20 protein-coding genes are annotated in these 19,469 nt (G+C 70.2%); 8 read left to right on the plus strand and 12 right to left on the minus strand.

What is annotated here, in order from left to right; translation table 11 throughout:
• Positions 1-242 precede the first annotated feature (242 nt).
• Complete coding sequence (locus ACWD4G_RS24315; protein ID WP_451296716.1) at positions 243-1,913, minus strand: fumarate hydratase; 1,671 nt, start codon at positions 1,911-1,913, stop codon at positions 243-245.
• A gap of 182 nt (positions 1,914-2,095) precedes the next feature.
• Between ACWD4G_RS24315 and ACWD4G_RS24320 the strand changes: the two genes are divergently transcribed.
• Together ACWD4G_RS24320 and ACWD4G_RS24325 are read left to right on the plus strand one after the other, a co-directional pair.
• Positions 2,096-2,818, plus strand: coding sequence for a DUF1707 SHOCT-like domain-containing protein (locus ACWD4G_RS24320; protein ID WP_451296718.1), 723 nt, complete (start codon positions 2,096-2,098; stop codon positions 2,816-2,818).
• A gap of 174 nt (positions 2,819-2,992) precedes the next feature.
• Positions 2,993-3,370, plus strand: coding sequence for a WhiB family transcriptional regulator (locus tag ACWD4G_RS24325; RefSeq protein ID WP_451296720.1), 378 nt, complete (start codon positions 2,993-2,995; stop codon positions 3,368-3,370).
• A gap of 252 nt (positions 3,371-3,622) precedes the next feature.
• Here the strand turns inward: ACWD4G_RS24325 and glpX are convergent, their stop codons facing one another.
• Positions 3,623-4,657 (minus strand): class II fructose-bisphosphatase, encoded by a 1,035-nt coding sequence (gene glpX / locus ACWD4G_RS24330; protein ID WP_451296722.1) that lies wholly within the window; start codon positions 4,655-4,657, stop codon positions 3,623-3,625.
• Between the two features lie 146 nt (positions 4,658-4,803).
• On the opposite strand from glpX, the gene ACWD4G_RS24335 reads away from it, so the two are divergent.
• A complete protein-coding gene (locus ACWD4G_RS24335; protein ID WP_451296724.1) occupies positions 4,804-5,355 on the plus strand; it encodes a DUF4245 domain-containing protein in 552 nt (183 codons plus the stop codon).
• A gap of 158 nt (positions 5,356-5,513) precedes the next feature.
• On the opposite strand, the gene ACWD4G_RS24340 is transcribed toward ACWD4G_RS24335, so the two are convergent.
• The 3 genes from ACWD4G_RS24340 to xseA all read right to left on the minus strand — a co-directional run bounded on the left by ACWD4G_RS24340 (position 5,514) and on the right by xseA (position 7,851).
• On the minus strand, positions 5,514-6,104 hold the full coding sequence (locus ACWD4G_RS24340; protein WP_451296726.1) for a malonic semialdehyde reductase: 591 nt from the start codon (positions 6,102-6,104) through the stop codon (positions 5,514-5,516).
• Between the two features lie 111 nt (positions 6,105-6,215).
• On the minus strand, positions 6,216-6,506 hold the full coding sequence (locus ACWD4G_RS24345) for an exodeoxyribonuclease VII small subunit (protein ID WP_451296728.1): 291 nt from the start codon (positions 6,504-6,506) through the stop codon (positions 6,216-6,218).
• Positions 6,507-6,516: 10 nt separating this feature from the next.
• A complete protein-coding gene (gene xseA / locus ACWD4G_RS24350; protein ID WP_451296730.1) occupies positions 6,517-7,851 on the minus strand; it encodes an exodeoxyribonuclease VII large subunit in 1,335 nt (444 codons plus the stop codon).
• Positions 7,852-7,973: 122 nt separating this feature from the next.
• Here xseA and ACWD4G_RS24355 point away from each other — a divergent pair, with 122 nt between their 5' ends.
• Entirely contained in the window at positions 7,974-8,990 is a 1,017-nt protein-coding gene (locus ACWD4G_RS24355; protein ID WP_451296732.1) for a 4-hydroxy-3-methylbut-2-enyl diphosphate reductase, read from the plus strand.
• A gap of 211 nt (positions 8,991-9,201) precedes the next feature.
• Positions 9,202-9,948 carry a polyphosphate--glucose phosphotransferase gene (gene ppgK / locus ACWD4G_RS24360; protein ID WP_451296734.1) on the plus strand — a complete coding sequence of 249 codons (747 nt, stop codon included), beginning with the start codon at positions 9,202-9,204 and terminating at the stop codon, positions 9,946-9,948.
• Positions 9,949-10,663: 715 nt separating this feature from the next.
• On the opposite strand, the gene ACWD4G_RS24365 is transcribed toward ppgK, so the two are convergent.
• A complete protein-coding gene (locus ACWD4G_RS24365; RefSeq protein ID WP_451296736.1) occupies positions 10,664-11,446 on the minus strand; it encodes a DUF6542 domain-containing protein in 783 nt (260 codons plus the stop codon).
• Positions 11,447-11,908: 462 nt separating this feature from the next.
• Between ACWD4G_RS24365 and ychF the strand changes: the two genes are divergently transcribed.
• From ychF to ACWD4G_RS24380, 3 genes are all read left to right on the plus strand, one after another.
• Positions 11,909-12,997 carry a redox-regulated ATPase YchF gene (gene ychF, locus ACWD4G_RS24370; protein WP_451296738.1) on the plus strand — a complete coding sequence of 363 codons (1,089 nt, stop codon included), beginning with the start codon at positions 11,909-11,911 and terminating at the stop codon, positions 12,995-12,997.
• Between the two features lie 102 nt (positions 12,998-13,099).
• Positions 13,100-14,158, plus strand: coding sequence for a right-handed parallel beta-helix repeat-containing protein (locus ACWD4G_RS24375; RefSeq protein WP_451296740.1), 1,059 nt, complete (start codon positions 13,100-13,102; stop codon positions 14,156-14,158).
• 89 nt (positions 14,159-14,247) lie between these two features.
• Complete coding sequence (locus tag ACWD4G_RS24380; protein WP_451297049.1) at positions 14,248-15,243, plus strand: methyltransferase; 996 nt, start codon at positions 14,248-14,250, stop codon at positions 15,241-15,243.
• A 77-nt stretch (positions 15,244-15,320) separates the two neighbouring features.
• Here the strand turns inward: ACWD4G_RS24380 and ACWD4G_RS24385 are convergent, their stop codons facing one another.
• From ACWD4G_RS24385 to ACWD4G_RS24410, 6 genes are read right to left on the minus strand one after another with little or no spacing between them, the layout of a single operon-like run.
• Positions 15,321-15,653: a TcmI family type II polyketide cyclase gene (locus ACWD4G_RS24385; protein WP_451296742.1), complete on the minus strand. Its 333-nt coding sequence runs from the start codon at positions 15,651-15,653 to the stop codon at positions 15,321-15,323.
• Between the two features lie 53 nt (positions 15,654-15,706).
• On the minus strand, positions 15,707-16,186 hold the full coding sequence (locus ACWD4G_RS24390; protein WP_451296744.1) for an SRPBCC family protein: 480 nt from the start codon (positions 16,184-16,186) through the stop codon (positions 15,707-15,709).
• A gap of 1 nt (position 16,187) precedes the next feature.
• Positions 16,188-16,445: an acyl carrier protein gene (locus tag ACWD4G_RS24395; RefSeq protein ID WP_451296746.1), complete on the minus strand. Its 258-nt coding sequence runs from the start codon at positions 16,443-16,445 to the stop codon at positions 16,188-16,190.
• Between the two features lie 47 nt (positions 16,446-16,492).
• Positions 16,493-17,743: a ketosynthase chain-length factor gene (locus ACWD4G_RS24400; protein WP_451296748.1), complete on the minus strand. Its 1,251-nt coding sequence runs from the start codon at positions 17,741-17,743 to the stop codon at positions 16,493-16,495.
• Complete coding sequence (locus ACWD4G_RS24405) at positions 17,740-19,008, minus strand: beta-ketoacyl-[acyl-carrier-protein] synthase family protein (protein ID WP_451296750.1); 1,269 nt, start codon at positions 19,006-19,008, stop codon at positions 17,740-17,742. The genes ACWD4G_RS24400 and ACWD4G_RS24405 overlap by 4 nt, the downstream gene beginning before the upstream one ends.
• A complete protein-coding gene (locus ACWD4G_RS24410; protein ID WP_451296752.1) occupies positions 19,005-19,424 on the minus strand; it encodes a cupin domain-containing protein in 420 nt (139 codons plus the stop codon). Before ACWD4G_RS24410 ends, ACWD4G_RS24405 begins: the two co-directional genes overlap by 4 nt.
• Positions 19,425-19,469 lie beyond the last annotated feature (45 nt).

A 19,469-nucleotide genomic window follows, 5' to 3' on the forward strand; every position in this document is an offset into this window, starting at 1 on the left:
AGGTGTCGGCCGTCGTCTTTGGGCTTGTCCGGCGTTTGAGGACGAGGCTGCCGCCATCCTTGGCCTCCACTCGCCCGTGAGGGGCTTTGCCTGAAGGTGTCGGCCGTCGTCTTTGAGCCCGTCCGGCGTTTGAGGACGAGGCCGTTCAGGCCGAAAGCGGGGGTCTGGGGGCGGCAGCCCCCAGGGACGGGTAGGGGCGGCGGGGGCGAAAAAGCATCCTCCACCCCCACAAACCCCAAGCCCTACGCCAGCCCCGGTCCCCGCACCGGAATCGACGTGAACGTCGGCGCGGGCGCAGGCTCGGTGAAGAAGTCGTTGCCCTTGTCGTCGACCACGATGAACGCCGGGAAGTCCTCGACCTCGATCTTCCAGACGGCCTCCATGCCCAGCTCCTCGTACTCGACGACCTCGACCTTCTTGATGCAGTCCTGGGCGAGGCGGGCCGCCGGGCCACCGATGGAGCCGAGGTAGAAGCCGCCGTGCGCACCGCACGCGTCCGTCACCTGCTGCGAACGGTTCCCCTTCGCCAGCATCACCTTGGAGCCACCCGCCGCCTGGAACTGCTCCACGTACGAGTCCATGCGCCCGGCGGTCGTGGGACCGAACGACCCGGAGGCGTATCCCTCGGGGGTCTTCGCCGGCCCCGCGTAGTACACCGGGTGGTCCTTCAGATACTGCGGCATCTCCTCACCCGCGTCGAGCCGCTCCTTGATCTTGGCGTGGGCGATGTCGCGCGCCACGACCAGCGGCCCGGACAGCGAAAGCCGCGTCTTCACCGGGTACTTGGTCAGCTCGGCGAGGATGTCGTCCATCGGCTGGTTGAGGTCGATGCGGACCACGTCCTCGTCGGAGGAGTCGAGATGCTCGTCCGTCGTGTCCGGCAGGAACCGCGCAGGGTCCGTCTCCAACTGCTCCAGGAACACACCCTCGGCGGTGATCTTCGCGACGGCCTGACGGTCGGCGGAGCAGGACACGGCGATCGCGACGGGGCAGGAGGCGCCGTGGCGAGGCAGCCGGATCACCCGTACGTCATGGCAGAAGTACTTGCCGCCGAACTGCGCCCCGATCCCGATCCGCTGCGTCAGCTCGAAGACCTTCTGCTCAAGATCCTTGTCCCGGAAGCCGTGCCCGAGCGGCGAGCCCTCGGCCGGGATCTCGTCCAGGTAGTGCGCGGAGGCGTACTTGGCGGTCTTCAGGGCGTACTCGGCGGACGTACCGCCCACCACGATCGCCAGGTGGTACGGCGGACAGGCGGCCGTGCCCAGCGAACGGATCTTCGCCTCCAGGAACTTCATCATGGAGGCCTCGTTCAGCACGGCCTTCGTCTCCTGGTACAGGAAGGACTTGTTGGCGGAGCCGCCGCCCTTCGCCATGAACAGGAACTTGTAGGCGCCGCCGTCCGTCGCGTACAGCTCGATCTGCGCCGGCAGGTTCGACCCGGTGTTCTTCTCCTCCCACATGGTGAGCGGAGCCATCTGCGAGTAGCGGAGGTTCAGGTTCAGATATGCGTCGTAGATGCCCTTGGACAGGGCCTTCTCGTCGCCGCCCTCCGTCAGGACGTTCTGCCCGCGCTTGCCCATGACGATCGCCGTACCGGTGTCCTGGCACATGGGCAGAACACCCGCCGCCGCGATGTTGGCGTTCTTCAGCAGGTCCAGGGCGACGAACTTGTCGTTACCGGAGGCCTCGGGGTCGTCGATGATCCGCCGCAGCTGAGCCAGGTGGGCCGGGCGCAGATAGTGCTGGATGTCGTGGATGGCCTCGGCGGCGAGCTTGCGCAGTGCCTCCGGCTCCACCTTGAGGAACGTCCGCCCGTCGGCCTCGAAGGTGGAGACACCCTCGGAGGTCACCAGCCGGTACGGGGTGGTGTCCTCTCCCATGGGGAGCAGATCGGTGTACTCGAACTCAGGCATCGGTGCCCATTCCTCACTAGACAGACAGCACGGCTGGCCTCCATCGGCAGCGCCCACCAGCGTAGGACCTGCCACTGACGCCGGGCTTGTGAGGTAAGGCTCAGTTCGACGGACAACCCGAACGGCTTCCCGGCCTTCCCAGGGGGCTATCGCGATCTATCGTGTTTGGGTACGCTGCTGCCGTGGACCTTCAGAAGCAGACCGAACCGCGCACCTCCGCCGCCGAGTTGCGCGCCTCGGACGCCGACCGTGACCGCACCGCCGACATCCTGCGGGACGCCCTCGCCGAGGGCCGCCTCACCGCCGAGGAGCACGCCGAGCGGGTCGAGGGCGTGCTGGCCGCCAAGACGGTCGGCGAGCTGGACGTGTTCATACGGGACCTCCCCGTCTCCCGCACCCACAAGGCGGCGGCCTACGCGCCCGCCCCCTCGTTCTCCTCCTCGGTGCCGCGCCGTCCCGCCCCCGGCGCCATCCCCGTCGACCCCGACGACCGCCAGATAGCCGTCTTCAGCGCCTCGGTGCGCAAGGGGCGTTGGCGTGTCGGCCGCCGTATCCACGCCTTCGCGATATTCGGCAGCGTCGAGATAGACCTCAGCGAGGCCCTCTTCGAGCACCGCCAGGTGATGATCAAGACGGTCTCGGTATTCGGCAGCGTCGAGATCCGCGTCCCGGAGAACGTGTCGCTGCGCGGCAGCGGCGCCGGTGTCCTCGGCGACTTCCAGGTGGACACCCTGGACTCGGCCGAGACGGACGCGCCGGTGATCTATGTCGACGGGCTGGCGGTACTGGGCAGCATCGAGGCGAAGCCCGCGCGGGGCAAGGCGATCGCGAACCTCCTCGACCGCGTGACCGAGCGCGTCTCACACAAGGTCGACGATCATTTGCGCAAACATCTGGATCGTTGACGCTTGCGAATTCGATCGCTCCCGGGCTGTTCCTCAAGTGATGCGAAACACTTGCTGCAGCCCGCTGAGGTGGTGGAATTCCAGCGGTTCGGGACTCAGTGCATAGGCGCGCGCACAGCGGGTAGGGCTTGCTGCATCGTCTCTCGCTCGCGAAGCCGTCGTCAGGAGTAGACCGTGCTGCATCCGCCGCATTCGTCCCTGCAGGTCGCTGCCGTGCCGCCCCAGCGGGTGCCAGTGCGCGACCGCGACCAGGACGCCCCGTGGCACACGGAGGCCGTGTGCCGGCGTGACGAGGCCGGCCTGTTCTTCGCCCCCTCCAAGGAGCCCACCGCGGCCCGGCTCTCCCGCGAGGAGGCCGCCAAGCGCGTCTGCGCCCGCTGCCCCGTCATGGTCGAGTGCCGAGAACACGCCCTCCTGCAACCCGAACCCTACGGAGTCTGGGGCGGCCTCACCGCAGCCGAACGCCGAGTGGTCCTCGCCCGCAGGCGCCGCCGAGACCTGGAACTCAAGAAGGCGGCAAGGACGGCCGGCACGATAGCGGCAGCAGGCTGAACCCCTGACGCCGACCAGCACAAGAAAGGCGCCCTCTCCGCACAAGAGGGCGCCTTTTCAGCGCCGACCGGGCGCAGGTTTTGGCTTTGAGGGGCGCGGGGTCAACTGTTGCGCTGCCGACCAGCCGCAGGCATTTAGGGGCGCGGGGCGTTTACATGTGCGGCTCCGCCGCGTGGGCGCGACAAGCCACAACGCACCCGCAGCCAACAACGCAACCCGCAGCCCCCCAAACCAACTCCGCCCAGACCCGACCTACTTGGCCTTCTCGAAATCAATGGAGGAGTAAGCCCGCAGCTTGCTCAAACGGTGCACCGAATCAATCCTCCGCACAGTCCCCGACTTCGACCGCATCACGATCGAGTCGGTGGTGGCGGTCTCCGACCGATACCGCACCCCCCGCAACAACTCCCCGTCCGTGATCCCGGTCGCCACGAAGAACACGTTCTCCCCGGACACCAGATCATCGGTGGTCAACACCCGATCGAGATCATGCCCGGCATCAATCGCCCGCTGCCGCTCCGCGTCATCCTTCGGCCACAACTTGCCCTGGATCGTGCCGCCGAGACACTTCACCGCACAGGCGGAGATGATCCCCTCCGGCGTACCACCGATGCCGAGCAGCATGTCGACCCCGGTGCCCTCCCGCAGCGCGAGGATCGACCCGGCGACATCCCCGTCGGAGATCAGCTTGATGCGCGCCCCGGCCTCCCGGATCTCCTTGATGATGCTCTCGTGGCGGGGCCGGTCCAGGATGACCACGGTCACATCGTCCGGCGCCGACCGCTTCGCCTTGGCGACCCGGCGGATGTTCACGGAGATCGGCGCGTCGATGTCGACGAAGTCGGCCGCCTCCGGCCCGGTGACCAGCTTGTCCATGTAGAAGACCGCCGACGGGTCGAACATCGTGCCCCGGTCGGCCGCCGCGAGCACGGCGATCGCGTTGGTCATGCCCTTGGCCGTCAGCGTCGTACCGTCGATCGGGTCGACGGCGATGTCGCACTCCGGGCCGGTCCCGTCACCGACGCGCTCCCCGTTGAAGAGCATCGGCGCCTCGTCCTTCTCGCCCTCACCGATCACGACGACGCCGTTCATCGAGACGGTGGAGACCAGGGTCCGCATGGCACGCACGGCGGCCCCGTCGGCCCCGTTCTTGTCGCCGCGCCCGACCCAGCGACCCGCGGCCATCGCGGCCGCCTCGGTCACCCGTACGAGCTCCAGGGCGAGGTTGCGGTCGGGGGCCTCGGAGGGGACTTCGAGCTCGGACGGCAGATGATGATTCTCGGTCATCGGAGCGCACCTTTCTGATACGACGACGGCCGGATGAGGGTTCCGCTCGACTCTATCGTCAGTCCGACAGAATGAGCAGTGGACCCCACGGATGAGCACGGGGACCCGGGGGAGGGGCGGACGGGTGCACCTGCGACGATGAGGACGTGGCAAGCAGGCAAGGCAAGCAGACGGTCCGCAACATGATCCTCTCCCTGGGGGTCTGTGTGATGGCGGCCGGAGTCATCTACCTCTTCATCCCGCATGACGAGACCGAGCCGGAGCTCAAGCGCGTCGACTACCGCGTCGAACTGCTGACGGCCCGCCGTGCGGCCTCGTACGCGGTGGCCGCGCCCGAAGGCCTGCCGAACACCTGGAAGGCCACCTCCGTACGCTTCCGGGCCGACCGGTCCGACCGCTGGCACCTCGGGTTCCACGACCCCGACGGCGAATACGTGGCGATCGAGCAGTCCGCCGAGAAGCCATCCACCTTCATCCCGGACGCCACACAGGACGCGGCGAAGACCGGGACCACCCAGGACATCGGCGACGACACCTGGACCCGCTACCGGGGCGACCGCTACGACGCCCTCGTCCTCCGGCAGGACGGCTCCACCACCGTGGTCGCCGGCACGGCGTCGTTCGACCAACTGACGAAGATGGCGCAGGCGCTCCGGATGGAGAAGACGCCCACGACGACGGCCGAACCGACGGGCTGACCGGCGCTCCCACCGCCCGCGCACCCACCTGGCCGCTTCCCCGCCTACCCGCGTATCCGCGTACGACCAACCGCGTACGACCATGCACGACCACGTATGACAAGGGCCCCGGCGCGATTGCCGGGGCCCTTCTCGTCCGTCTCCCGCCGGGGCGGTGCTCAGACCGTGGTGACGACCTCGTCGAAGGCCAGGCGCGGGGAGCGGGGGTAGGACGCGCCCTCGCCGGGCTTGCCGATGTTGACGACCATCAGCGGGGTGTGGTCGTCGTCCAGGAACTCCTTCTGGACGCCGGCGAAGTCGAAGCCGGTCATCGGGCCGGCGGCGAGGCCCGCGGCGCGCACCCCGATGATGAAGTACGCGGCCTGGAGCGCGGCGTTCATCCGGGCCGCGGACTCACGGGCGGGGCGCTCGGCGAAGAAGAGGTCCTTGGCCTGCGGGAACGCCGGGAACAGGGTCGGCAGTTCCTCGTGGAACTCGTTGTCCGCGGAGAGGATCGCGACCAGCGGGGCGGTGGACGTCTTGGCCTGGTTGCCCTCGGACATGTGCTTCACCAGACGCTCACGGGCCTCGGCGGAGCGGACCAGGGTGATGCGCAGCGGAGTCTGGTTGAAGGCGGTCGGGCCGTACTTGACCAGGTCGTAGATGGCCTGCACCTGCTCCTCGGTCACCGGCTCGTCGGTGAACGCGTTCGCGGTGTGGGCCTCGCGGAACAGCAGATCCTGGGCGGCGGTGTCAAGGGCGAGCGACATGGGGCAACCTTCGTGAGACTTGATGGCTTACGTCCACGAAGGTACGCAAAAGAAGTTCAAGGTTCAATCAAAAGCGGGCCTGAGTGATCCACTTCACAGCCTCACCAGGTTTCACCGATCGCCGTTGCCGTCGCTCTCCGTGTCCTCGTCCTCCGCCAGCGCGGCGTCCAGACGGGCGCGGGCGCCGTCCAGCCAGCGACGGCAGAGCTTGGCCAGCTCCTCGCCGCGCTCCCAGAGCGCGAGGGACTCCTCCAGCGTCGTACCGCCCGCCTCCAGCCGTCGTACGACCTCGATCAGCTCGTCACGCGCCTGCTCGTACCCGAGGGCGCGGTCGGCCTGGGACATGCCGGGTGCCCCCGCGGCGTCGGTCATCCCGTCGGCCTCGCTCACGTTGCTGGTCATGCGGCCCACCCTATGCGTCCCCACTGACAGTCCCGCCGGTTCCGTCGGTCCCCTCATGCCCGCCGGTCGCGTCCGCGGCGGGGCCGGTCCCCGCCGTCGCGTCCGTGGTGCGGTCGGCGGTCCCCGCCGTCGCGTCCGTCGCGTCGACCCGGACGGTGAACTCGCCCTCGGCCACCCGCGCCCGCAACGGCTCCGCCGCCGTGACCTCGTCCGGCGTGCGGACCACATGACCGTCGGCCTTCTGCAGCACCGCGTACCCCCGCTGAAGCGTCGCCGCCGGGGAGAGGGCCACCACGCGCGCGTGCGTGTGCGTCAACTCCGAGACGGCCCGGTCCAGATGGTGGCCGAGACAGCGGCGGCTCCGGTCGAGGAGCGAGTCCACATGGTCGGCACGCTCGTCGATCATCCGGTGCGGATCTTCTATCGACGGCCGGGCCAGCGCATGCGCCAGCCCCCGCTCCTCCCGCTCCACGAACGCCTCGACACACCGCCGCGCACGGTCCCGCAGCCACCGCACCCGCTCGTACTCCTCGCCCACGTCCGGCACGACCTTCTTCGCCGCGTCGGTCGGGGTGGAGGCCCGCAGGTCGGCCACATAGTCCAGCAGCGGAGTGTCCGGCTCGTGCCCGATCGCCGAGACCACCGGCGTACGACAGGCCGCGACCGCCCGTACGAGCTGCTCGTCGGAGAACGGCAACAGGTCCTCCACGCTGCCGCCGCCGCGCGCAACGATGATGACGTCCACGCCGTCCAGCGCGTCCAGCTCCTTCACCGCCTGGACCACCTGAGGCACGGCATGCACCCCCTGCACGGCCACATTGCGCACCTCGAAACGCACGGCCGGCCAGCGGTGCCGCGCGTTCTCCAGCACATCCCGCTCGGCCGCCGAGGCCCGCCCGCAGACGAGCCCGATGAGCTGCGGCAGAAACGGCAACGCCTTCTTCCGCTCCGGCGCGAACAGCCCCTCACTCGCCAACGACTTCTTCAACTGCTCAAGCCGGGCGAGCAGTTCACCGACCCCCACCGGCCTTATCTCCGTCGCCCGCAGCGACAACTGCCCCCGTGGCGCATACCACTCCGGCTTCGCCAGAACGACGACCCGCGCGCCCTCGCTCACGACGTCCGCCACCGCGTCGAACACCTGCCGGAAGCAGGTCACACTCACCGAGATGTCGTACGACGGGTCCCGCAGCGTCAGAAAGACGACGCCCGCGCCCGGCCGCCGCGACAACTGGGTGATCTGCCCCTCGACCCACACCGCGCCGAGCCGATCGATCCAGCCGCCGATCAGACGGGATACCTCGCCGACGGGGAGGGGGGCTTCGGCGGATGTGTTGAGGGCCATGACGCCGAGAGTAGTAGGGGGTGCCGACAATCAGGCGGTGCCTGGAGGCTTGGGGCGGCGCCTACTGGGGTGGGCGTGCGGGTGGTTCGGCGCGTGCGGGTGCCCCCACCCCCGGCCTTACGATGGACCGCATGACTTCCTCGCCTCGCCGCCGTGTTCTTCTCGCCGCCCCGCGCGGGTACTGCGCGGGCGTCGACCGTGCTGTGATCGCTGTGGAGAAGGCCCTGGAGCAGTACGGGGCCCCGATCTATGTCCGACACGAGATCGTGCACAACAAGTACGTCGTGCAGACACTGGAGAAGAAGGGGGCCGTCTTCGTCGAGCGGACGGAGGAGGTGCCCGAGGGCAACATCGTGATGTTCTCGGCGCACGGTGTCGCCCCGACCGTCCACGAGGAGGCCGAGCGCGGCAGGCTCGCCACCATCGACGCCACCTGCCCGCTGGTCACCAAGGTCCACAAGGAAGCGATCCGCTACGCCAAGGAGGACTACGACATCCTCCTGATCGGCCACGAGGGACACGAAGAGGTCATCGGTACGTCGGGCGAGGCGCCGGACCACATCCAGCTGGTCGACGGCCCCGGCGACGTCGCCAAGGTCGAGGTCCGCGACGAGTCGAAGGTCGTCTGGCTGTCGCAGACCACGCTCTCCGTCGACGAGACGATGGAGACGGTCGGCGCGCTGAAGGACAAGTTCCCGCTGCTCGTCTCGCCGCCCAGCGACGACATCTGCTACGCCACCCAGAACCGTCAGCTCGCCGTGAAGCAGATGGGCGCGGAGGCCGAGCTGGTCATCGTGGTCGGCTCGCGCAACTCCTCCAACTCCAAGCGGCTCGTCGAGGTCGCCAAGCTGGCCGGCTCCCGCGAGGCGTACCTCGTGGACTTCGCCAGCGAGATCGACGAGGCCTGGCTGGAGGGGGTCGAGACGGTCGGCGTCACCTCCGGCGCCTCCGTGCCCGAGGTCCTCGTCGAGGAGGTCCTGGAGTGGCTCTCCCAGCACGGGTACGAGGATGTCGAGCTGGTCAAGGCCGCCGAGGAGTCGATCACGTTCTCGCTGCCGAAGGAGCTCCGCCGCGATCTGCGCGAGGAAGCCGCCGCCCTCGTCGCCGAGCGCACCGGCCAAGGGACCGCACAGGCCTGACCTCGGGTGGCGCGGAGACGTGACCTCGGGTAGCACGGAGACCTGACCTCGGGAATTCGGTACGCCCCCGGGACTTGAACGGACGCTGTCGGTCGAGCGTCCGTGAAGGTTCCGGGGGCGTACGTGTTCGAGGACGTGAGGATTCCGGGCCCGGGGGCCGGTCCGCCCGCCCGGGGCCGTGACTGTCAGTCGTACGACGTAACGTAGGGCCATGCACATCTTCGGCGTGGACATCGGCGGTTCAGGGATCAAGGGCGCTCCCGTGGATCTGGACCGGGGCGACCTGGCGGACGAGCGGTTCAAGGTGCTGACCCCACACCCGGCGACGCCCGACGCGGTGGCCGACGGCGTGAAGCAGGTCGTCGACCACTTCGGCTGGACCGGCCCGGTCGGCATCACCTTCCCCGGCGTGGTCACGGGCGGCTCCACCATCCGTACGGCGGCCAATGTCGACAAGGGGTGGATCGACGTCGACGCGCGCGCCCTGCTCGGCGAGCGGCTCGGCGGACTGCCGGTGACGGTGGTGAACGACGCGGACGCGGCGGGCGTCGCCGAGGTCCAGTTCGGCGCCGGGCGCGACCGCCAGGGCACGATCATCATGCTCACCTTCGGCACGGGCATCGGCAGCGCCGTCTTCAGCGACGGCGTCCTCGTGCCCAACACCGAGCTGGGCCATCTGGAGCTGGGCGGCCACGACGCCGAGACCCGCGCCTCCACCAAGGCCAAGGACGACCACGAGCTGACCTGGGAGCACTGGGCCCGCCGGGTCACCAAGTACCTCGCCCACGTCGAGATGCTCCTCTCCCCGGAACTGTTCATCATCGGCGGCGGCGTCAGCCGCAAATCCGCGAAGTTCCTCCACCTGATCGAGGACATCAAGGCCGAGATCGTCCCGGCCCAGCTCCAGAACAACGCGGGCATCGTAGGCGCCGCGATGCGAGCGGCGAAGGCCGGCTAGGGGCCGACGGGGTCGGTTGGGCGCGGCGGGCGTCGGTTCGGTGCGGCGGGGGTCGGCGAGGGCTGATTGGGGGCGGCATGGGCCGACGAGGGTCGGTTGGGGCGGCGAGTGTTGGCGAGGGCCCGGTTGGGCGCGTCGGCGGGGGTCGGCGGGGCCCGGTTGAGGACGGTAGGAGCCGGTGAGGGCCGGTTGGGGCGCGGGCTCTGGATTCCTGTGACAGCGAAGCATTCGTCGCAGGCTGGGGCCCCAGACCCCGCCCGGACAGCCGCAGCCTGCGGCGGTAGGGCGCAACCGCGGTGGCCGCCCGCGTGGCCGACAGGGAGGGACGGCCGCAGGGAAGCCAGGACACGGCGTCCCCCTCCGCGCGGCGTCTCACCGCAGTACGGGGTCCCTCGGCATGGCGTCCCCCCGGAGGGGTCTGTTTCGCTGCGGCGGGCCTGAATCCGAACGTGGTCGGCTGCGGGCGATTGGGCGGCCGGGACGCAGGGACGTCAGGACACGGAGTCCCCCGCTCGGCGTCCCTCCGCACGCGTGCCTCGGGCGGAGTCTGTTCCGCTGCGGCGGGCCCCGAACCCGAGCGTGGCCAGTCGCGAGCGATCGGACGGTCGAGGGGCGGGCCCGACCGGGAGGGGGCCCGCTCGGTTGCGCGATGCGCGCTGGGACGTCGCCGGTCCGGTCTTCCGTGAACCATCGGTACGCGATCGCCCTTCGGAGACTAGTAACCCCGAGGGACCGTACGCCCGGGCTGGGCCGCCGGCCTGGGGGAGCGGGGCCGTACGGGTCGGCCGCGATCGTACGGGTCCCCGGCCTGGCCACCCAGCGCTGTGGCCTCGCCACCCGGCGCCCCGGCCCGGCCACTCGACGCCGAGCCCTGGGCACCCGGCGCCCCGCCTCGGCCGGTCTGCACCCCGGCCCTGCCACCCTGCGCCCCGACCTGGCCCCCCGGTGCCCCGACCTGGCCCCCCGGTGCTCCGACCTGGCCCCCCGGCGTCCCGCCCCGAGCGCCGCCTGCCCGTCCCCGCCCCCCAACCGGCCGCTCCCCGACAGGCCGCCCCCCGCCCTCATCGGCCCGGGCCGGTGTCCGGCCCATTGCCGCCTCCCGTAGGCGCTCCCGGTCCTCCCGGTCGGCGGCCCGGTGGGCCATCAGGCGTAGTTTGCGTACGGTCACGATGAGGCCGGCGATGAGAGTGCCGCCGTAGAGCCAGCCCGCCTGCATGGCGAGGGCGGTGACCAGGGCCATCAGGTGAGCGCCGAGGCCGCCCTCGGCGCCCGCGATCGGGGGCAGACCGGCGGCGAAGGCGATCGGCACGACCACCGGGCCGCTGGTGAGGTCCCCTTGCCGTACCCACGCCGCCGTCAGCGTGCTGACCAGCAGGAACAGCACGCCGTAGACGGCGGGGGAGGCCCCGAACAGCAGCCGGTCCAGGCAGGCCAGGGCGAACATCGTCATGCCGCTGAACAGCCCGCAGCCCAACCCGGTGAGCCGGGGGTTCGGCATCCGGCGCACGGCGCGGGCGACGCGTCGTACGGCTTGTACGGGGGGTGGGACGGGCCCGCGCGCGACGGGAGCGCGTCGTGGCGCCCCCGCGCCCGAGGGACGTCGGCCGCCTCGGGCCGCCTGGGGCGGGAGGGGCGTGCCGCGGTGCGGGGCGGGGCGAGGGAGGTGCGTCCTGTGTTGCTCCACCGGACCAACTTAGGTCGGTTAATGTGCCGAATGGGTCTACAGACACGCCGTTGGACGGACCTTGGCCAAGCGTTCGATACCCCGCCGGGCGGGGCCTCGGCACGCCGTAAACTGGGGGATCGGCCAGCCCTCTGGCCGCTGGGGCACGATCCACCGGACCGCCGGGTCCACCGGACCGGCCGGACTCTCCGGACCGGCCCCAGGTCGTCCCAGGCCCCACCGCCCCAGGTCCCCGGCCCCGCCGCCTGGCCCTCCTACGTACGGGAAGTCGTAAACGTGTCGCTCACGATCGGAATCGTCGGTCTGCCCAACGTCGGCAAGTCGACCCTGTTCAACGCCCTGACCAAGAACGACGTGCTGGCGGCCAACTACCCGTTCGCCACGATCGAGCCGAACGTCGGCGTCGTGGGCGTCCCGGACGCGCGGCTGACCCAGCTGGCCGAGATCTTCGGCTCCCAGCGGATTCTCCCGGCGACCGTCGACTTCGTCGACATCGCGGGCATCGTGCGCGGCGCCAGCGAGGGCGAGGGCCTCGGCAACAAGTTCCTCGCGAACATCCGTGAGTCGGACGCGATCTGCCAGGTCATCCGCGCCTTCAAGGACGAAAACGTCGTGCACGTCGACGGCAAGGTCTCGCCGAAGGACGACATCGAGACGATCAACACCGAGCTGATCCTGGCGGACCTCCAGACCATCGAGAAGGTCCTGCCGAGGCTTCAGAAGGAGTCGCGGATCAAGAAGGACGTCGCGCCGAAGGTGAAGGCCGTCGAGGAGGCCAAGGAGATCCTGGAGAAGGGCGACACCCTGTTCTCCCAGGGCATCGTCCAGGGCGGCGAGCGCGCCGAACTCCTCCACGATCTGCACCTGTTGACGACCAAGCCGTTCCTCTACGTCTTCAACGTCGACGAGGACGAGCTGACCGACGACGACTTCAAGGCCGAGCAGAGCGCCCTGGTCGCCCCCGCCGAGGCGATCTTCCTCAACGCCAAGCTGGAGGCGGACCTCGCCGAACTGGACGAGGCCGACGCGCTGGAACTGCTGGAGTCGGTCGGCGCCGAGGAGCCCGGCCTCGCCACCCTCGCCCGGGTCGGCTTCGCCACCCTCGGCCTCCAGACCTACCTCACGGCCGGCCCCAAGGAATCCCGCGCCTGGACCATCAAGAAGGGCGCCACCGCCCCCGAGGCCGCCGGTGTCATCCACACCGACTTCCAGAAGGGCTTCATCAAGGCCGAGGTCATCTCCTTCGCCGACCTCGTGGCCACCGGCTCGGTCGCCGAGGCCCGCGCCAAGGGCAAGGCCCGCATGGAGGGCAAGGAGTATGTGATGCAGGACGGCGACGTGGTCGAGTTCCGCTTCAACGTGTAGGGCCTGGTTCCCGCTCCGCCGAGTAGCGGGTTCGTCGGTGACACGCCTCCGGATGGCCCAGCAGGCTCAGTGTGGGATCTGTTCGGTCATAACGTGTGGAATATGACTAAATGTCGCATCGCGTATCTGGCGTGCACCGCAGTGATGTTCGGGGCGGGGCTCGGTGCCGCCCCGCCGGCCCCCGAGCCCATGACGCATCTGGTTCTCCCCGGGGAATCGATCCAGCAGGCGGTGGACGCCGCCGCTCCCGGGGACACCGTGCTGGTGGCCTCCGGTACCTACCACGAGAGCGTGCGGGTGACCACGCCCCGGCTGACCCTGCGGGGGATGGGCCGGGGCACGGTCCTCGCACCCGGTACGGGGAAGGCCGTCGGCAGTTGTGCCGAGGCCGGTAACGGGATCTGTGTCGTGGGCAGCGGGGACCAGAACGTCGAGGGCGTCACCGTGGGCTCGTTGACGGTGACCGGCTTCACCAAGAGCGGTGTCTCCGCCGTGGGGACCGACGGGCTCACCGTACGGAACGTCACCGCCGTCAAGAACGGGGTGTGGGGCATCGCCCAGGAACGCTCGGTACGCGGTGTGTTCGTCGGCAACACCGCCCGGGACAACGGCGACGCGGGCCTCTTCCTCGCCAACACGATCACCAGCGAGACCGGCGCCATGGACACCCAGGGCACGGTGGTCGAACGCAACCGGCTGGAGGACAACCGGATCGGCGTCACCGTCCGCCGCCTGAGGGACCTCACCGTCGCGGGCAACCACATCAGCGACAACTGCGCGGGCGTCTTCGTCGTCGGCGACGAGAACCTGCCCAAGACGGGCGACCTGACCGTGCGCGACAACCACATCGTGCACAACAACAAGTCCTGCCCCAAGACCGAGCGGCTGCCCGCGCTCCAGGGCTCCGGCATCGTCCTGACCGGCGCGGAGGACACCCTCGTCACCCGCAACACGGTCACGGACAACGCCGGCGAGTCCCCGCTGTCCGGCGGCATCGTGCTGTTCAAGAGCTTCGTGGGCGTCACCAGCGAACGCAACCGGATCAGGGACAACGTCCTGGAGGCCAACGCCCCCGCCGACCTCGTCAACGGGGAAACCGGTAAGGACAACACCTTCGTCGGCAACACCTGCCGAGCGTCCAAGCCGGCGGGCCTGTGCTGACCGACCGCACCCCCCAGACCGAGGAAGGGAGTGGGCACGTGGTGACCGCGCCGACTGCCCCGACAGTCCCGACCGCCCCACCGCCCTCCATGCGGATGAGGGAACTCGTCTTCGGGGCCGCCTGCGCCGCCGCCCTCCGCGCGGCGGCCCGGCTGGGGGTCGCCGACGCCCTCGGCGAGCACCCCATGGCCGTGGAGGACCTCGCCGCCGCGGTGAAGACCGAAACCGGGCCGCTACGACGGCTGTTGCGGGGCCTGTCCTGCTACGGCGTCTTCGCCGAGCGGCCCGACGGCACCATCGCCCACACCGATCTGTCCCGGCTGCTGCGCGAGGACGAGCCGAACAGCCTGCGCGCCATCGCGCTGTGGTGCACCGAACCATGGACCTGGGACGCCTGGCCGAAGCTCGACGAGGCCGTACGCAGCGGCCGCAACGTCGTACAGGACCTCTACGGCAAGGAGTTCTTCCACTACCTCAACGAGGACGCCCCGGAATCCGCGGACGTCTTCAACCGGGCGATGACCACCTCCAGCGTCCAGTCGGCCAGGGACGTCGCGGAGTTGCTCGATCTGTCCGGGGCCGCCTCCGTGGCCGACATCGGCGGGGGCCAGGGGCATGTCGTGGCGAGCCTGCTGGAGAAGTACCCGACGATGCGGGGCACCCTGCTCGATCTGCCGAGGGTGGTGGAGAACGCCGACGCACGCCTCAGGCCGGGCGGGGCGCTCGCGGACCGGGTGCGCATCATGGGCGGCGACTGCCGTGAGGCCGTTCCGGTCCGGGCCGATGCGTACATCATCAAGAACATCCTGGAATGGGACGACGACAGCACCGCTCGCACCCTGCGCAACGTCCGCGACGCGGGCGGGGCCGGGGCGCGGGTCGTCGTCATCGAGAACCTCGTCGACGACTCGCCCTCCATGCGGTTCAGCACCGCCATGGATCTGTTGCTGCTGCTCAACGTCGGTGGGGCGAAGCACACCACCGAGAGCATGGTCGGCCGGCTGACGGCGGCGGGCCTGGTCATCGACGACGTCCGCCCCGTCAACCCCTATCTGCACGCCTTCGACTGCCACGTCCCGGGCTGACAGCCCCGGAACCGGCACGCGTCGGTCGCCGGGCCCGCCGCAGCGCGGGTCCGGCGACCGTTGACGTTCCGGGCGGGTCAGTCCGTCCGGTCGCGCTCCCAGAGGTAGAAGCGCCGGGCCATGGCGTCCTTCGGGGAACGCCAGGTCTCGGGGTCGTACGCGCTGACGTACGCCGACAGCCGCTCGCTGACGGCCCGGAACTCCGGGTGGTCGGTGACCTTGGCGATGGCGGGACCGGGCTCGCGCTCGGACTCGATGAGATGCATATAGACGTCGCCGAACTGGAAGAGCCCGCGCCGGACGACGCCGACGAGATGCGGCAACTCCCCCCGGTCGGACTCCTCGAAGATCTTGGCGATGTCCGGGGCCGAGCCCGGCGCCATCCGGGCGACGATCAGTGCCTGATGCATGGGTGGTTGCCCTCTTTCAGGATTCCGGATTCCGGTTCAGTCGGTCAGGCCGGTCAGTCGGTCAGACCGGGGGTGAGGCCCCGCTCGACGGCGGCCTTCTCGATGCGGTCCCGGATCAGCGCCAGCTGGACCTTGGAGTTCCGGTTGATGTTGTCGGTCATCCAGTCGTCGTCGACCGGCGCCTCGGGCTTCATCGCGAAGTCCTGCGTCCACACCATCCGCGTGCCCTGCGGGACCTCCTCGTAGCGCCACAGGATGTTCATGTGGTCGAAGGGGCCCGTCTCGACCCGGCGGGCCCGGACCGTGAGCGTGGCGCGGTCGGTCTCCCGCTCCGAGACCCAGCTCCACACCGTGCCGTTGGCATCCGGGTGCATGGTCAGCCGGAAGGTGACCTTGTTGCCCTCCTCGGAGAGGATCTCGGCGGAGGCGTACTCGCTGAACAGGCGCGGCCAGCCCGCCACATCGTTGGTCATGTCCCAGACCAGGTCGACCGGCGCGGCGATGGTGATCTCGTTCTCGGTGTGCCCGGCCATGTCACGCACCCGCCATCAGGGCGCCGTTGACCTGGTCGAGGAACTGCCGAGGGGTCTTGCTGCGCTCCGCGTCCGGTGGCATCGGCTTGCCGTACCGGTTCTCCAGCTCGCCCACGATGCCCAGCAGGGCCAGCGAGTCGATGCCGAAGGTGTCGAAGCCGGAGTCGTGGCTCCGCTGCAGTTCCTCGGGGGAGACGGTGACGCCGGCTGCCTGCTTCATCAGCTCGGACAGCTCCTGGACGGTGATGCGCTCACTCATGCGGTGGTTCTCCTTGGTCCTTGATCGCTCGGTCTGTTGATGGTTGGTCAGTGCGCCTCCGAGGCGCCGTGCCGCAGCACCAGCGCCGCGTTCGATCCCATGAGCCCCCGGCTGAGGACCAGCGCCGTGCGCGTCTCGGCGACACGGGCCCGGGTGGTCACGAGGTCGAGGTCGTGGCAGACGTCGAAGACGTTCGGGGTGGGCGGGATCAGACCGTGCCGCATCGTGAGCACCGCCGTCACCACGTCCAGGACGGGCGCCGCCCCGTAGCCGCGGCCGATCCCGGTCTTCGGCGCGGTCACCGGCACCCGCCGCCCGTGCGGGCCCAGCGCGTCCGCGATCGCCAGGGCCTCGGCGCGGTCCGCCTCCGGTACGCCCAGGGCGTCGGCGAAGACCACGTCGATCTCCTCCGGGGCACATTCGGCCTCGGCGAGGGCACCGCGGACGGCATGGGCGAGGCCGTGCCGGGACTCCTCCCAGCGGGAGCCCCCGGTGAACGTCGCCGCGTGCCCGGCGATCCACGCCCGTACCTCCACGCCGCGCTGCGCGGCCGACCGCTCGTTCTCCACGACCAGCATCGCGCCGCCCTCGGCGGGCACGAACCCGCAGGCCGCGCTGGTGAACGGGCGGTACGCGCACGCCGGGTCGTCCTCGGTGCTCAACTCCCGGTAACCGAGCTGGCAGACCATGGAGTACGGGGCGAGCGGCGCCTCGGTGGAGCCGGCCACCACCACATCGGTGCCCCGGCGCACCGCCCGAGCCGCGTGCGCGAGGGCGTCCAGACCGCCCGCCTCGTCGGACGCGACCACCCCGCAGGGGCCCTTGAAACCCCGGCGGATGGAGATCTGGCCGGTGCTGGCGGCGTAGAACCAGGCGATGGACTGGTACGGGCCGACGAAGCGGCTGCCCTTGCCCCACAGCCGCTGCAGCTCCCGCTGCCCGAACTCGCCGCCGCCGGAACCGGCCGCGGTGACGACGCCGACGGAGAACGGCTCGCCCTCGGTGTCGGCGCGGCCGAGCCCGGCGTCCTCCAGCGCGCGGTCGGCCGCCGCCAGCGCGAAGTGCGTGAACCGGTCGGTCTGGACGAGATACCGCTCCTCGACCGCCGACGAGGGCTCGAAGTCGCGGACCTCGCCGGCCACCCGCAGCGGCAGATGCTCACAGCCCTCGCGGGTGACGCGGTCGAGGACGCTGATGCCCTCCGCCGTGGACTTCCAGAAGACCTCGGTGTCGGCCCCGTTGGGGGCGACCACCCCGATTCCGGTGACGGCGGCACGCCGTGGACGCGGTTCGCTCATCGTGATTGCTCCCTCGGCCGGGAAAGGATCACCGCGGACTGGAAGCCGCCGAACCCGCTGCCGACGGAGAGCACGCTGTTCAGCCTGCGCTCACGGGCTGTGCGCGGGACGTAGTCCAGATCGCACTCGGGGTCCGGGGTCCGGTAGTTCGCGGTGGGGGGTACCACCTGGTGGGCCAGCGCCAGCACACAGGCGACGACCTCGATCGCCCCGATCGCGCCGAGGGAGTGGCCCACCATGGACTTGATGGAGCTCATCGGCGTGTCGAAGGCATGCGGGCCCAGGGCCCGTTTCACCGCGGCGGTCTCGTGCCGGTCGTTCTGCTGGGTGCCCGAGCCGTGCGCGTTGACGTAGTCGATCGCCGTGGGGTCGAGGCGGGCGTGGTCGAGGGCCTGTTCGATGGCCCGTGCCATCTCCAGCCCCTCCTTGGTCAGACCGGTCATGTGGTAGGCGTTGCCGAAGGTGGCGTAGCCGTCGATCACGCAGTACACGGGAGCGCCTCGGGCCCGCGCGTGGTCGAGTTCCTCCAGGACCAGTACGGCACCGCCCTCGCCCATGACGAAGCCGTCGCGTTCGGCGTCGAAGGGGCGGGAGGCATGGGCCGGGTCGTCGTTGTTCGGGGAGGTGGCCTTGATCGCGTCGAAGCACGCCATGGTGATCGGGGAGATCGGCGAGTCCGACGCACCGGCTATGCAGACGTCGGCCCTGCCCTCCTCGATGGTGTGGAAGGCGTACCCCACCGCGTCAAGTCCCGAGGTGCAGCCCGTGGAGACGGTCTGCACCGGTCCGCACGCCCCGAACCGCTCCGCCACGGTCGAGGCGAGCGTGCTGGGGGCGAAGGCGCGGTGCAGATGGGGCTCGGCCCGCCGCTCGTCCACGTCCCAGCGCTCGCCCCGGTGGCTGACCAGGACGTAGTCGTGCTCCAGCCGGGTGGTGCCGCCGACCGCGGTGCCGAGCGACACCCCGACCCGCCAGGGGTTCTCCCGGCCGAGGTCGAGCCCGGCGTCCCGGACCGCCTCCTCACCCGCGACCAGGGCGAACTGTATGTAGCGGTCGCAGCGCGCGATCTGCTCGGCGTCCAGCCCGAGCGCGGCCGGGTCGAAGTCGCACTCGGCGGCGATCCGCGACCGCAGGCCCGCCGGGTCGAAGAAGGTGATGCCCCGGGTCGCGGTCCGGCCCTCGGCCAGCAGGTTCCAGAACGCCGGTACGCCTATGCCGCCCGGGGCGACCACACCTATGCCGGTGACCGCCACTCGCCTGCTCATGAGCCGACCCGCTCTCGGTCCGCCGCCGGGACCGTCTCCTCGGTGTCGACATGGCCGAGCGGGGGGCTCGGGGCCAGCGGACCGAGGTGGAAGACGAGCCGGGCCTCCACATTGCCGACGTTGCGGAAGCGGTGGCGCATATGGGCGGGGATCAACAGCCCCTGCTCGGGCCGCAGCGACTGGGCCTCGCCGTCGAGGTCGACCTCCAGCAGACCGCACAGGACGTAGATGAACTCCTCGGAGTACGGGTGGTAGTGCTCCGCGATGCGGTCGCCGGGCTGCACGATGGCCACGCCCATGAAACCGCTGGTGGAGCCGACCGTGGTGGGGGTGAGCAGGGCACGCAGGTCCCCGCCGCGGCGAGTGTTGGGCTCGATATCGCTCAGGTCCACGACTTTGGGACGGGAAGTGGTCACGACAGTGCTCCGATCAGGCGCTGCATGGCAGATGGGGGGTGGCTT

It is taken from the genome of Streptomyces sp. NPDC002643, from assembly GCF_053592555.1.